Raw genomic sequence first — 14,142 nt, forward strand, 5'->3', positions numbered from 1 at the left:
TGGGTGTTGTCCCCCCCGGCCGGGGGGTCTTTCCCCGGGGGGGGCCCGTCGGACTACCCCCGGGGGGGGCGGGGGGGGCCGCCCCGGCCCCCCCCCCCCCCCGGGGGGGGGGGGGGGGCGCGCCCCCCCCCCCCCCCCCGCCACCCTCGTCTTATGTGCCCCTCCGGGCATGCGTTCGGCAAGCGCTTTCCCGAATCGATTCACTGCCGGGGCGCACCGGCGCCAGAAACGGTCACGATCCGCCGCGTCCTGTCAGCGCCGACGTGCGCGAAGAGGATTCAGGCAGTCCGGTTCGACCGCTCCCGGTCGACCGCCCGCGATCGACCGGGCCGAATCAATCGGTCCGGAAGAGTCGTTAGGCCGGCCTCTCCGAAAAGAAGTCCCCGGAGGTCGAGAGGAACACGGACTTCCGGTATCGCGCGGCCTTTTGGGAGAAGCCCTGGACCGGGCGGCCGACGGAAATCCCGCGGACGTATTCCACAACGCCCTCGGATTCCCCGGGAGTGCGGCGGAAGGGGCGTTCCGCTCGGCCTCAAGTTCCAAGTGGGGGCCGGGAATTCGACGAACGGCCGGGCCGTGGAGCGCCGCCGCACGGGCGACGGCGCTCGCACCCGTCAGTGTGGTCCGACGCACCGCGTACGGCATGAGTACGCCTACTCAGAAACCGGGGGCACTCCCGGGCAGACTCTGCGCATGGACCCGAACCACTACCGCTTCCGCAGCCTGTGGCCGCTGCCCGCGCCCCCCGCCGCCGTGTACGCGGTCCTGGAGCGGGCCGAGGAGTACCCGAGATGGTGGCGTCAGGTGCGGGAGGTGATCCGGCTCGACGACACCACCGACATCGTCCGGGTCCGCTCGCTGCTGCCGTACGACATCACCTTCACCGCGCGCGAGGCGCGGCGCGATCCTGCGGCCGGGGTCCTCGAGGCCGCGCTCTCCGGCGATCTCGAGGGCTGGGCGCGGTGGACGGTCACCGCGACCGCCTCCGGCACCCTGGTCCGCTACGACCAGGAGGTCGAGGTCACCAAGCCGTTGCTCAGGCGCTGGGCCGTGGCCGGGCGGCCAGTCTTCCGGGTGAACCACCGGCTCATGATGCGGGCGGGGCACAGGGGACTGCTCGCGCACCTCCGAACGGTTTGAACGAACCGGTCCCGGACCTGTATTGTTCACTGCGTTCCCGGGCGATTAGCTCAGTGGGAGAGCGCTTCGTTCACACCGAAGAGGTCACTGGTTCGAACCCAGTATCGCCCACCCGGAGGAGACCGGTCCGTCACAGACGGACCGGTTTTTTCGTGTGCCGAGGTGCTGGGGCGCCGGGACGGATCCCGCTCCGTGGGCCCGGGTCAGGCGGCCGCCGGCAGCCCCGGGCGCAGCGGCCAGGCAGGGTCCACCACCTCGTCCGAGCCGCTGCGCGCGAACCACGCCTGCAGCCCCCGCGCCTGCGCCGCATGCCACCCCGTCTGCAGGGTGTGCAGCTCGACCGGCGTCAGCCGCTCCAGACGGCTCGCGTAACGACGCCCCAGCGCCCGTACGACCTCCAGTGCGGCCAGCGCGTCCGCCGCCGCGTCGTGTGCCCCCTCCAGGACCACGCCGTAGTGCGCGCACAGATCGATGAGGGTGCGGCGGCCCTTGCGGTAGCGGTCCAGATGCTTGTCGAGGACCCGCGGGTCGAGCACGCACAGCGGCTGCGACGCGAACCAGCGGTCCAGCGAGGAGGCGCGGTGGCGGCGCAACTCCCGGTCCAGGAGCGTCAGATCGAACGGCGCGTTCATCACCACCAGCGGCCGTCCCAGTGCGGCCTGTTCGCCCAGCTCCCTGGCTATCTCCTCCATCACCGGCGACGGCCAGCGGCCGTTGCGCTGCAGATGTTCCTCCGTCAGCCCGTGCACAGCCGTCGCCTCCGCGGGCACCGGCACACCCGGGTTCACCAGCCACCGGCACACCCTCGGTCGGGTGCCCGGTGCGTCCTGGACGGCGACGGCGGCCGACACGATCCGGTCGGTCTCGACGTCCACGCCCGTGGTCTCCGTGTCGAACGCGGCCAAGGGGCCCTCGTACCAGCACGCCATACGAACTCAACTCCTTGTTCACCTTCGGCAGTTGACGTACCGTCTTCTGCCCGTTTGGTGATACCCGGGCTGTTTGCGTCGTACGCCGGAAGGACACAACAGGAGTACGGGTCTTTGCAGTTCAGCGGCCCGTCACGGGGATCGATCCGACGGGGAAGGCTGTTGGTCATGGCGATAGCGCAGCCCGAGCGGGGCGGGCTGCTGCCCGAACGCACGGGCCCCCTTCGCGGCACACTCGCCACCACCGCCTGCATGGAGACATTGCAGGTGGGATATCTGCACGCGGTCGCCGCCGCGGCCGGCTGCTCGCTGTCCCAGCCCTTTCCGGACAACGGCATCGACTGGCACGTCAGCCACAGCGCCCCCGGTCACACCGTCGACGACGAGGTCACCATCAAGGTGCAGCTCAAGGCCACCTACCAGATCCCGCCGAATCCGCCGGGGCGTTTCTTCTCCTTCACGCTCGACAACGAGCACCTGGCGAAGCTGGCCCGCACCCCCGTCTCCGTGCACAAGATCCTCGTCGTGATGATCGTGCCCAGGTCCCAGGAGCAGTGGCTGCGGGCCGGCCACGACCGCCTCGACCTGCGGCACTGCTGCTACTGGATCAATCTGGCCGGACATCCGATCACAGGCCGGCACCGCACCACCGTGCGCATCCCCACCGCGCGCATCTTCGACGACCGTGCCCTGTGCGAGATCATGACCCGGGTCGGAACGGGAGGCAGACCGTGACCCACCGTCCCCTCGACGAGCCACTGCGCGCCGTGCGACCACACCCGGCGGAGCAGCCGTGGAACCAGCCGCCCGCGCCGGACCAGGTCGATCCCGCCGTACTCGGCGCCCTCCTGCACCGGCACGGCTGGCAGCGCCGCGGCGGCGCCCCCGGACGCTACGGCCGGTGGACCCCGCCCGGTCCGGGCAGCGGCGGCACCAGCCTGCTGGTGCCGGAGAGCCGGGCCTTCCCCGACAGCGACGACCTGCTCGGCGAGGCCCTTGTCGCCCTCTCCCGCAGCGGCTCGCCCTCCGCCCGTGACGTGCTGGTCGGACTCTCCGTGCCCAGCGACGAGATCCACTGGTGGCGAGACGTGCCCACGGGGCCCGTGGGCACCGCGCCCTGGGCCGTGGAGGACGAGCTGCGCTCCGCCGCCCGGGGGATGCTGCTGGCCGGTGCGCTCGCCACCCGCGCACGGGCGGGCTACTACGGCGCCCGGCACCGCAGGCCCGCCGTCGCGTCCCTGGACGACGTGCTGGTCGGCGCCGCCCCCGGCGGCCGCAGGCTCACCGCCTTCGTGCCCGTCGCCACCGGCCGGCCGCTCGCCGTACGTCTGCACCAGGCGCTCTACGCGGCCCGGGAGGCCGTCGACTACCAGCGCGCCACCGGCGGCATGGACGCCTTCGACGCCGCCGTCGAGGCGGGCGTGAGCCGTGAGCTGACCGAGGCCCTGGTGGCGCTTGTGCGCGGCTCCGAGGGCGCCCGTATCGCCGTCGAGTGGGCACCCGCCGTCGGCGTGCCCGAGGGCGGTGCGACGCCCGTCGAACCGGTCGAGTTCTCGCCGGGCGACCTGCCCGTGCTGCGCGAGGCCGGGGCCCGCTATCTGCGCGAGGAGCCGTCCGTCCGGGTGCGGATCACCGGTACCGTCGTCCGGCTGCGCCGGTCGGCGCCGGGCGGCGAGGGCACGGTCCGGTTGCGGGTCATCGCCGGGGCCGAGGTGCCGCACGTACGGATGACCCTGGACGAGGAGGCGTACCGGACGGCGGGCCAGGCCCATCTCGCCGGGCTGCCGGTGCGGGTGCACGGGCGGCTGGAGAGCCGCGGCGGCTTCCGCCGCCTGGCGGACGCGTCCGGGGTGGCCCCGGTGCGGGTGGACGAGGCCGAGCGGGACCGGCTGATGAAGTCGCTCCAGGAGAACGCGAAGGACACGGATTTCTTCGAGGGGGCGTGCGAGGAGGACTGACCGCGACCGTTTCGCGGTGGGCGGCCGTGGGTCGGTACGATCCCAGTCATGCGCGCGCTCCAGGTATGGCGCCGCATCCGCCAGCAGTCAGGAGAGACCGGTGTCAGACGTCCGTGTGATCATCCAACGCGATTCCGAGCGGGAAGAGCGCGTGGTGACGACGGGCACTACGGCCGCCGACCTCTTCGCCGGCGAGCGCTCGATCATCGCCGCGCGCGTGGCCGGCGAACTGAAGGACCTCAGCTACGCGGTCCAGGACGGCGAGACCGTCGAGGGCGTCGAGATCTCCTCCGAGGACGGCCTGGGCATCCTGCGCCACTCCACCGCGCACGTGATGGCGCAGGCCGTGCAGGAGATCTTCCCCGAGGCCAAGCTGGGCATCGGCCCGCCGGTCAAGGACGGCTTCTACTACGACTTCGACGTGGCGCGGCCGTTCACGCCCGAGGATCTCAAGGCCGTCGAGAAGAAGATGCAGGAGATCCAGAAGCGCGGCCAGCGCTTCTCCCGCCGTGTCGTCACCGACGAGGCCGCCCGCGAGGAGCTGGCGGACGAGCCCTACAAGCTGGAGCTGATCGGCCTCAAGGGCTCGGCGTCCAGCGAGGACGGCGCGGACGTCGAGGTCGGCGCCGGCGAGCTGACGATCTACGACAACCTCGACGCCAAGACCGGCGAGCTGTGCTGGAAGGACCTCTGCCGCGGTCCCCACCTGCCCTCGACCCGGCTGATCCCGGCGTTCAAGCTGATGCGCAACGCGGCCGCCTACTGGCGCGGCAGCGAGAAGAACCCGATGCTCCAGCGCATCTACGGCACGGCCTGGCCGTCCAAGGACGAGCTGAAGGCGTACCTGGACTTCCTCGTCGAGGCCGAGAAGCGCGACCACCGCAAGCTGGGCAGCGAGCTGGACCTGTTCTCCATCCCGGAGCAGATCGGCTCCGGCCTCGCCGTCTTCCACCCCAAGGGCGGCATCGTCCGCCGTGTGATGGAGGACTACTCGCGGCGCCGCCACGAGGAAGAGGGCTACGAGTTCGTCTACACCCCGCACGCGACGAAGGGGAAGCTCTTCGAGACCTCGGGCCACCTGGACTGGTACGCCGACGGCATGTACCCGCCCATGCAGCTCGACGAGGGCGTGGACTACTACCTCAAGCCCATGAACTGCCCGATGCACAACCTGATCTTCGACGCGCGCGGCCGCTCCTACCGTGAACTGCCGCTGCGCCTGTTCGAGTTCGGCACCGTGTACCGGTACGAGAAGTCGGGTGTCGTGCACGGTCTGACCCGGGCCCGCGGCTTCACCCAGGACGACGCGCACATCTACTGCACGCGCGAGCAGATGGGCGACGAGCTCGACAAGACGCTCACCTTCGTGCTGAACCTGCTGCGCGACTACGGCCTGACCGACTTCTACCTGGAGTTGTCCACCAAGGACCCGGAGAAGTACGTCGGCTCCGACGAGGCCTGGGAGGAGGCCACCGAGACCCTCCGCCAGGTCGCCGAGAAGCAGGGCCTCCCGCTGGTCCCGGACCCGGGCGGCGCCGCCTTCTACGGTCCGAAGATCTCCGTCCAGGCCAAGGACGCGATCGGCCGCACCTGGCAGATGTCGACGGTCCAGCTGGACTTCAACCTGCCGGAGCGCTTCGACCTGGAGTACACGGCCGCGGACGGCTCCAAGCAGCGCCCGGTCATGATCCACCGCGCCCTCTTCGGCTCCATCGAGCGGTTCTTCGCGGTGCTGCTGGAGCACTACGCGGGCGCCTTCCCGGCGTGGCTGGCACCGGTCCAGGCCATCGGCATCCCGATCGGTGACGCGCACGTCGAGTATCTGCAGAGGTTCACCGAGGCCGCCCGCAAGAAGGGCCTGCGCGTCGAGGTCGACTCCTCCTCGGACCGGATGCAGAAGAAGATCCGCAACGCCCAGAAGCAGAAGGTGCCCTTCATGGTCATCGCGGGCGACGAGGACATGTCCAACGGATCGGTGTCCTTCCGCTACCGGGACGGCTCGCAGGAGAACGCCATCCCGTTCGACGAGGCCATCGCGAAGATCATGAAGGTCGTCGAGGAGCGGGCACAGGTCTGATCCGCGCCGGTGTGAGATGTGCGTCCGACCCGTAGGCGACGGACGCCAGGGCCCCCGGGGAGTTCAGCGCCCCGGGGGCCCTGCCTCGTTCCTGGTCGGACCGGGGCCCCCGAGGACCGCCCCGACGCCGCACACGGGTGAAGCCATATGCTGCACTGCATGACGAGTGAGCCGGAGCAGCAGATCGGAGTGGGGACGCAGGACGCGTTCCAGCGCCTGTGGACGCCCCACCGGATGGCCTACATCCAGGGCGAGAACAAGCCGACCGGTCCGGGGGCCGACGACGGCTGCCCGTTCTGCACCATACCGGCCAAGTCCGACGAGGACGGGCTGATCGTCAAGCGCGGCGAGCAGGTGTACGCGGTCCTGAACCTGTACCCGTACAACGGCGGCCATCTGATGGTCGTGCCCTACCGCCACGTCGCCGACTACACCGACCTGACGGAGCCGGAGACCGCGGAGCTGGCCGAGCTGACCAAGCAGGCCATGACCGCCCTGCGCACCGCCTCCGGGGCCCACGGCTTCAACATCGGCATGAACCAGGGCACGGTCGCCGGCGCGGGCATCGCGGCCCATCTGCACCAGCACATCGTCCCGCGCTGGGGCGGCGACACGAACTTCATGCCCGTGGTCGGCCACACCAAGGTGCTGCCGCAGCTGCTGGCCGACACCCGCACGATGCTGGCGGAGGCCTGGACCACGTCGTGACCGCGAGGCTCTCGTAGCTCCGGTTGCTGCCGGACCGCCCGACCGACCGGGTGGCCCGGCAGGAACCGGTTCAGGCGCGCTATGCGTCGTAGAGGTCGGCCTTCCGCGGCATCGGGTCCTGCACCTGCGTGCTGAGGAACGACGACCGCGTGCCGAACTTCTCCGTGTCCACGCCGTTCTCCTCCAGCACCCGGATCGCCGCCGCGTGCACCACGCGCAGCACCGGTGTGGCCGCCCGCAGCGCGTCGTCCGCCATGAAGCGGTGGCGCCACGGCTGGTCCGCCCAGGCGTGCCGCAGACCGAAGGGCTCCGGCAGGGTCAGCGAGCCGCCCAGCCAGTTCAGCACCGGCGGATACCAGGTGAGCGGGGCGCGGACCGCCAGGCGCACCACCTCGTCCGCGTCGACCAGCGGGAGCTTCACCTCGCGGGTCTCCCAGAACCTGATCTGCTTCTGCACCTTCTTGGTCGGTGCCGAGGGCTTGGTCGTGAACAGTGCGTTCACCGGCCCCAGGGCGTGCCCGGTGACCTCGATGCGCAGCGTCTCGTGCAGCACCGTCACCGTGATCAGCATGGTGAGGACCAGCTGGCCGTCCCACAGCGTCCACTGGACGCCGAGGTAGTGCCGCTCACCGCCGCCGAACTGCTGCTTGTTGCAGATCTCCTGTATCGCGTGCGGCTTGATCTGGTACGCGTCCACGTCCGTGCCCTCGCTGCGGGACACCTCTGCGGCCTTCTCGCCGATCGGGCTGACGATCCAGTGCTTGATCGACGGCGTCGGGAAGCCGCCGGTGTTCAGCGGGCCGCGCTCCAGCATGCTCAGCTGGTCATGGATGGCCCTGACCACGTCCCAGCTGCGGAACGGGTGGATCTCCTTGTCCGGGTCACGCGGCACCAGGTCCTCGGCGAGCTGCCAGCTGCCCCAGCGTGTGCCCATGCCCAGGATGCCCTTGGGCCCCGCGTAGAAGACGGAGTTGGACCGCTGCTCGGCGCTCAGCCGGACCAGTGCCTGGCGCAGCAGCTCGGCGGAGTTCTCCCCGGGGCTGCCCGGCACCGCCTCGGGGATCTTCGCGCCCAGGCCGCCGCCGGCGAGCAGGCTCTCCCAGCGCTCGCGCAGGTCCCGTGCGGTCCGCTCGCAGATCTGCTTCGCCCAGTACCAGCCGATCACGGGCAGCACCGCCGCCGCGCGCCCGTACCACGCCCAGAAGCCCGTGAACGGCATCCGGATCAGGAAGATCACGGCGAGGGCGCCCACCGCGACCAGCAGCGTGGTGCCGAGGGCGGATCCGCGCTTGGCGTCCCGCCTGGCGATGGTGGCGCGGATCTGGAAGACCAGCAGCCACACCAGCAGCCCGGGCAGGAACAGCACCCCGCACAGCACCGTCACCGCAGAGAGCCAGTTGTCGCGCTCCCGGCGGATGCGGTGGGCGGCCAGACAGTGCTCCACGACCACCTGCGGCTCGGTGCCGAAGGACTGGATGAGCGGCTTGCGGCCGGCCCCGAGCATGCGGTCCCGCACCGCGAGCGAGAAGGCCTCGCCGAGGTTGGGGCGGAAGAGCTTCGCCCAGGGTCGGGGAGGGCTGACCTTCGACTCGTGCCATTCGTTGTTCGCGTCGAGGATCGTCTCGACCTTCGCGTCCCGGTAGGCCGCCGAGGCCAGGGCGTAGGTCGCCGCCGTCTGACCCGCGGAGCCCGAGAGGGGCACCTGTGCCCCGGGGCTGAAATCGAATCCGTCCGTCACTGCCGCCCGCCCCCTCGCCGCCGAACCCGCTTCTGCGGCCTTCCCGACTTCCTTGTCCCGCACACCTGTTGAACAGGTCATCGTGGTGATCGCGTGTCAACTTGATCAGGTCATCAGCGTATCCGCCGCGACGGACATCCGTCGGCGGACGGCCAAGAAGCCGCCCGCCGGGGGGAGCCGGAAGCGCAGCCCGGACTACGTGGAGCGCTGCGCCTCTTCGCGGATCTTCTGAGCGAGCTGCGTCGGCATCGGCTCGTGCCGCGCGTAGGAGCGGCTGAAGCGTGCCGTGCCGTGCGAGAGGGAACGGAGGTCGACCGCGTACCGGCCGATCTCGATCTCCGGCACCTCGGCCCGCACCAGCGTCCGGCCGCCGCTCGTCTGTTCGGTGCCCAGGACCCGGCCGCGCCGCGTGGACAGGTCACTCATCACGGCACCGACGTAGTCGTCACCGACGAGTACCGAGACCTCGGCGACCGGTTCCAGCAGATGGATCGTCGCGTCGGCCGCCGCCTCGCGCAGGGCGAGTGCGCCCGCCGTCTGGAAGGCGGCGTCCGAGGAGTCCACGGAGTGCGCCTTGCCGTCGAGAAGCGTGATCCGGACGTCCACGAGGGGGTGCCCGGTGGCCACGCCCTTGGCGGCCTGGGCGCGTACACCCTTCTCCACGGACGGGATGAACTGCCGGGGCACGGCCCCGCCGACCACCTTGTCGACGAACTCGATGCCGGAGCCGCCGGGCAGCGGTTCCACCTCGATCTCGCAGATCGCGTACTGCCCGTGCCCGCCGGACTGCTTGACGTGCCGGCCGCGCCCGCCGGAGGTGCCCGCGAAGGTCTCCCGGAGGGAGACCTTGTGCGGCACCACGTCGACCTGGACGCCGTAGCGGCTGCGCAGCCGCTCCAGAGCGACGTCCGCGTGCGCCTCGCCCAGGCACCACAGCACCACCTGGTGGGTGTCCTGGTTCTGTTCGAGCCGCATGGTCGGATCCTCGGCGACCAGCCGGGAGAGCCCCTGGCTGAGCTTGTCCTCGTCCGGCTTGCTGTGCGCCTGGATGGCGAGCGGCAACAACGGGTCCGGCATCTCCCAGGGCGCCATGAGCAGCGGCTCGTCCTTGGCCGAGAGCGTGTCACCGGTCTCGGCCCGGTTCAGTTTCGCCACGCACGCCAGATCGCCCGCGATGCACTGCGAGAGCGGGCGCTGCTGCTTCCCGAACGGGACGGACAGGGCGCCGATGCGCTCGTCGACGTCATGGTCCTCATGGCCGCGGTCGGCCAGTCCGTGCCCGGAGACATGGACCGTGTCGTCGGGATGCAGGGTGCCGGAGAAGACGCGGACCAGCGAGATACGGCCCACGTACGGGTCGGAGGACGTCTTGACGACCTCCGCCACCAAAGGCCCCGAAGGGTCGCAGAGCGCGAGGTCACGGGGCTTGCCGTCCGGGGTGGTCACCACGGCCGCCTCATGCTCCAGCGGGGTGGGGAAGCCGCCCGTGATCAGTTCCAGCAGCTCGACGGTGCCGAGTCCCTGGCGGGCGCCCTCGGCCGCGGGCGCGGCGGCGAGCACCGGGAAGAAGACCCCACGCGCGACCGCGCGCTCCAGGTCCTGCGTCAGCGTGTCGATCTCGATCGCCTCGCCGCCCAGATAGCGGTCCATGAGGGTCTCGTCCTCGCTCTCGGAGATGATCCCCTCGATGAGCCGGTTGCGGGCGTCCTCGATCAGCGGCAGCTGTTCCGGGCCCGGCTCGGACTCCTTGCGCTCGCCCGAGGCGTAGTCGAACAACTTCTGCGACAGCAGTCCGACGAGCCCGGTCACGGGCGCGTGCCCGTCGGAGCCCTCGGCGCCGTGCAACGGCAGGTACAGGGGCAGCACGGCGTCGGGGTCCTCCCCGCCGAACTCCTGCGCGCAGATCCGGGTCATCTCCTCGAAGTCGGCCCGGGCCGCCTCCAGGTGCGTGATCACCAGGGCGCGCGGCATACCGACGGCCGCGCACTCGTCCCAGACCATCCGGGTGGAGCCGTCCACCCCGTCCGCGGCCGAGACCACGAAGAGGGCCGCGTCCGCCGCGCGCAGACCGGCCCGCAACTCCCCGACGAAATCGGCGTATCCGGGAGTGTCCAGCAGATTGATCTTGATCCCGTCGCGTTCGACGGGGACCAGGGAGAGCTGCACCGAACGCTGCTGCCGGTGCTCGATCTCGTCGTAGTCGGAGACGGTGCCGCCGTCCTCCACGCGGCCCGCCCGGTTCACCGCTCCCGCCGTCAGCGCGAGAGCCTCCACCAGTGTCGTCTTGCCGGATCCGCTGTGACCGACCAGCACCACATTCCGTACGGACGCGGGGTGGTCGGCCGCCGTAGCCCTGCCGGCGGCTCCAGGGTGTGCGTTCGCCTTGTCGCCCATGGCCTTGCCTCCCGTGCACGGTGAGGTCTCTGCGGGCGCGGACATGCGGACCCGCGTGCGGTAGGCGGTTCCGGTGACGCCCGCGGTGTCTTCGAGCTTTGCACTCCCGTCACGGTGCGTCCATACGGAGGACGGGATCCCGCCATACGTGCGGGTCGGAGCCCCCTGCGATCGCCCCGTGACCCCGGTGCCACCGGGACGTGACACGGGCCCGCGGGTGCCCGGCCGTCGCGCACACACGCGCGTGGCTACGATGGGCCAGCCGGCGGCCAGCAGAGGCCGCGCGGCTCACCGACCGTCGGGAAGGCCATGCTGAACAAGTACGCGCGTGCATTCTTCACGCGTGTCCTCACACCGTTCGCCGCGTTTCTGATCCGCAGGGGCGTGAGCCCCGACACGGTCACGCTCATCGGCACCGCCGGGGTGATCGCGGGCGCGCTGGTCTTCTACCCCCGGGGCGAGTTCTTCTGGGGCACGGTCGTCATCACCCTGTTCGTGTTCTCGGACCTCGTCGACGGCAACATGGCCCGCCAGCTCGGCCGCTCCAGCCGCTGGGGCGCCTTCCTGGACTCCACGCTCGACCGGGTCGCCGACGGCGCGATCTTCGGCGGCTTCGCCCTGTGGTACGCGGGCAACGGCAACGACAACGTCCTGTGCGCGGTCTCGATCTTCTGTCTGGCCAGCGGCCAGGTGGTGTCGTACACCAAGGCCCGTGGCGAGTCGATCGGTTTGCCCGTCGCCGTGAACGGGCTCGTCGAGCGCGCCGAGCGGCTGGTCATCTCGCTGGTCGCGGCCGGGGTCGCGGGGCTGCACAAGTTCGGCGTGCCGGGTATCCAGGTGCTGCTGCCGATCGCGCTGTGGATCGTCGCCGTCGGCAGCCTGATCACGCTGGTCCAGCGGGTCGTCACGGTCCGCCGGGAGTCCGCCGAGGCGGACGCGGCCGCGGAGCGCGACCGGGACCAGGGCGCCTCGCACGGAAGCGGGACGGGGCAGTGAACCACGTGCACAAGAGCGGGGCGGCGACGTGACCAGCCTGCAGGAGCGGCTCATCGACGGGCTCTACGGACTCGGCTGGAGCACGGTCAAGGCCCTGCCCGAGCCCGTCGCCACCCGGCTGGGCCGGACCATCGCCGACACCGCCTGGAGACAGCGCGGCAAGGGCGTGCAGAGGCTCGAGAGCAACTACGCGCGCGTGCTGCCCGGCGCGAGCCCCGAACGGCTCGCCGAGCTGTCCCGGGCGGGCATGCGCTCCTATCTGCGCTACTGGATGGAGTCCTTCCGGCTGCCGGCCTGGAGCCCGGAGCGCGTCAGGGACGGCTTCGACGCGAAGGACCTGCACTTCCTCACCGACGGACTGGCCGCGGGCAAGGGCGTCGTCCTCGCGCTGCCGCACCTGGCCAACTGGGACCTGGCGGGCGCCTGGGTCACCACCGCGCTGAAGACCCCGTTCACGACGGTGGCCGAGCGGCTCAAGCCCGAGACGCTCTACGACCGTTTCGTCGCCTACCGCGAGGGCCTCGGCATGGAGGTGCTGCCGCACAGCGGCGGCTCCGCGTTCGGCACCCTGGCCCGGCGGCTGCGCGACGGCGGACTCGTCTGTCTCGTCGCCGACCGCGATCTGTCGGCCTCCGGCGTCGAGGTCACCTTCTTCGGGGAGACGGCGCGGATGCCCGCCGGACCTGCGCTGCTCGCCCAGCAGACCGGCGCGCTGCTGCTGCCGGTGACGCTCTGGTACGACGACTCGCCCGTCATGCGTGGCCGCGTGCATCCCCCGATCGAGGTACCGGAGACAGGTACCCGGGCCGAGAAGGCGTCTGTCATGACACAGGCGCTGGCAGACGCCTTCGCCACGGGGATCGCCGAGCATCCGGAGGACTGGCACATGCTGCAGCGCTTGTGGCTCGCCGACCTGGATCCCGGCAGGGCTCCCCGGAACGAGGACCCTCGGGAGGGTGCGGAGTGAGGATCGGCATCGTCTGCCCGTACTCCTGGGACGTGCCGGGCGGCGTCCAGTTCCACATCCGCGATCTGGCCGAGTACTTCATCCGTCTGGGGCACGAGGTCTCCGTTCTAGCCCCCGCGGACGACGACACCCCGCTGCCGCCCTACGTCGTCTCGGCCGGCCGCGCGGTCCCGGTGCCCTACAACGGCTCGGTGGCCCGGCTGAACTTCGGCTTCCTCAGCGCGGCCCGGGTGCGGCGCTGGCTCCACGACGGCGAGTTCGACGTGATCCACATCCATGAGCCGGCCTCGCCGTCGCTGGGCCTGCTGGCCTGCTGGGCGGCGCAGGGCCCGATCGTGGCGACCTTCCACACCTCCAACCCGCGCTCGCGGGCCATGGTCGCCGCCTACTCGATCCTCCAGGCGGCCCTGGAGAAGATCAGCGCGCGCATCGCGGTGAGCGAGTACGCGCGCCGCACGCTCGTCGAACACCTGGGCGGCGACGCCGTGGTGATCCCGAACGGCGTGGACGTGGACTTCTTCGCGAAGGCCGAACCCAAGGCCGAATGGCAGTCGGACGAGGCGCGAGGCTCCGTCGCTGCCGGCGGCGGGGGAGCCGCGGGCAGCACCATCGGTTTCATAGGCCGTATCGACGAGCCCCGCAAGGGCCTGCCGGTCCTCATGAAGGCCCTGCCGAAGATCCTTGCCGCGCGCCCGGACACCCGGCTCCTGGTCGCCGGACGCGGTGACGAGGAGGAGGCCGTGGCGGCGCTCCCCGCCGAGCTGCGTGCGCGCGTCGAGTTCCTCGGCATGATCAGCGACGAGGACAAGGCGCGCTTCCTGCGCAGCGTCGACCTGTACGTGGCGCCCAACACCGGGGGCGAGAGCTTCGGCATCGTCCTGGTCGAGGCGATGTCGGCGGGCGCACCCGTGCTCGCCTCCGATCTGGACGCCTTCGCCCAGGTCCTCGACCAGGGGGCGGCCGGTGAGCTGTTCGCCAACGAGGACGCCGACGCGCTCGCCGACGCGGCCCTGCGGCTGCTCGCGGACCCGGAGCGCCGCGCGGAGCTGCGGGCGCGCGGCAGCGCCCATGTACGGCGCTTCGACTGGGCGACGGTCGGCGCGGACATCCTGTCGGTCTACGAGACGGTGACGGACGGCGCGGCCGCGGTCGCCGCGGACGAGCGGACGGGTCTGCGGGCCCGCCTGGGCCTGGTCCGGGACTGAGTCCGGCGAACGGCACCGGTGAGCGGGCCG

The 14,142-nt window shown here is 71.2% G+C and carries 11 protein-coding genes and 1 tRNA gene; 9 read left to right on the forward strand and 3 right to left on the reverse strand.

Going from position 1 to position 14,142, the window contains the following annotated elements:
* The first annotated feature begins 693 nt into the window (after positions 1-693).
* Both ACFY2Z_RS22525 and ACFY2Z_RS22530 read left to right on the forward strand, forming a co-directional pair.
* Positions 694-1,140 (forward strand): SRPBCC family protein, encoded by a 447-nt coding sequence (locus tag ACFY2Z_RS22525; RefSeq protein WP_390745886.1) that lies wholly within the window; start codon positions 694-696, stop codon positions 1,138-1,140.
* A 39-nt stretch (positions 1,141-1,179) separates the two neighbouring features.
* A tRNA-Val gene (locus tag ACFY2Z_RS22530) sits at positions 1,180-1,251 on the forward strand.
* Between the two features lie 92 nt (positions 1,252-1,343).
* On the opposite strand, the gene ACFY2Z_RS22535 is transcribed toward ACFY2Z_RS22530, so the two are convergent.
* On the reverse strand, positions 1,344-2,069 hold the full coding sequence (locus tag ACFY2Z_RS22535; protein WP_390745887.1) for a 3'-5' exonuclease: 726 nt from the start codon (positions 2,067-2,069) through the stop codon (positions 1,344-1,346).
* Between the two features lie 168 nt (positions 2,070-2,237).
* On the opposite strand from ACFY2Z_RS22535, the gene ACFY2Z_RS22540 reads away from it, so the two are divergent.
* The 4 genes from ACFY2Z_RS22540 (at position 2,238) to ACFY2Z_RS22555 (ending at position 6,812) form a co-directional block, all read left to right on the forward strand.
* Positions 2,238-2,804: a DUF4365 domain-containing protein gene (locus ACFY2Z_RS22540; RefSeq protein ID WP_311696071.1), complete on the forward strand. Its 567-nt coding sequence runs from the start codon at positions 2,238-2,240 to the stop codon at positions 2,802-2,804.
* On the forward strand, positions 2,801-4,027 hold the full coding sequence (locus ACFY2Z_RS22545) for a hypothetical protein (RefSeq protein ID WP_390745888.1): 1,227 nt from the start codon (positions 2,801-2,803) through the stop codon (positions 4,025-4,027). Before ACFY2Z_RS22540 ends, ACFY2Z_RS22545 begins: the two co-directional genes overlap by 4 nt.
* A gap of 100 nt (positions 4,028-4,127) precedes the next feature.
* A complete protein-coding gene (gene thrS, locus ACFY2Z_RS22550; RefSeq protein WP_390745889.1) occupies positions 4,128-6,104 on the forward strand; it encodes a threonine--tRNA ligase in 1,977 nt (658 codons plus the stop codon).
* Between the two features lie 147 nt (positions 6,105-6,251).
* Entirely contained in the window at positions 6,252-6,812 is a 561-nt protein-coding gene (locus tag ACFY2Z_RS22555; RefSeq protein ID WP_390745890.1) for an HIT family protein, read from the forward strand.
* Positions 6,813-6,891: 79 nt separating this feature from the next.
* Here the strand turns inward: ACFY2Z_RS22555 and ACFY2Z_RS22560 are convergent, their stop codons facing one another.
* Positions 6,892-8,550: a hypothetical protein gene (locus ACFY2Z_RS22560; RefSeq protein ID WP_390745891.1), complete on the reverse strand. Its 1,659-nt coding sequence runs from the start codon at positions 8,548-8,550 to the stop codon at positions 6,892-6,894.
* Between the two features lie 195 nt (positions 8,551-8,745).
* Positions 8,746-10,944, reverse strand: a complete 2,199-nt coding sequence (locus tag ACFY2Z_RS22565) for an elongation factor G-like protein EF-G2 (RefSeq protein ID WP_390746011.1) — start codon at positions 10,942-10,944, stop codon at positions 8,746-8,748.
* A gap of 309 nt (positions 10,945-11,253) precedes the next feature.
* Here ACFY2Z_RS22565 and pgsA point away from each other — a divergent pair, with 309 nt between their 5' ends.
* The 3 genes from pgsA to ACFY2Z_RS22580 are packed head-to-tail and all read left to right on the forward strand — an operon-like array spanning position 11,254 to position 14,112.
* Positions 11,254-11,940 carry a phosphatidylinositol phosphate synthase gene (pgsA, locus tag ACFY2Z_RS22570; protein WP_390745892.1) on the forward strand — a complete coding sequence of 229 codons (687 nt, stop codon included), beginning with the start codon at positions 11,254-11,256 and terminating at the stop codon, positions 11,938-11,940.
* Between the two features lie 28 nt (positions 11,941-11,968).
* The gene (locus ACFY2Z_RS22575) at positions 11,969-12,907 is read left to right on the forward strand and encodes a phosphatidylinositol mannoside acyltransferase (RefSeq protein WP_390745893.1); all 939 of its coding nucleotides are present in this window, start codon (positions 11,969-11,971) and stop codon (positions 12,905-12,907) included.
* Positions 12,904-14,112 carry a glycosyltransferase family 4 protein gene (locus tag ACFY2Z_RS22580; RefSeq protein ID WP_390745894.1) on the forward strand — a complete coding sequence of 403 codons (1,209 nt, stop codon included), beginning with the start codon at positions 12,904-12,906 and terminating at the stop codon, positions 14,110-14,112. The genes ACFY2Z_RS22575 and ACFY2Z_RS22580 overlap by 4 nt, the downstream gene beginning before the upstream one ends.
* Positions 14,113-14,142 lie beyond the last annotated feature (30 nt).

Source organism: Streptomyces sp. NPDC001222, assembly GCF_042896945.1.
Taxonomy (GTDB): Bacteria; Actinomycetota; Actinomycetes; order Streptomycetales; family Streptomycetaceae; genus Streptomyces; species Streptomyces gibsoniae.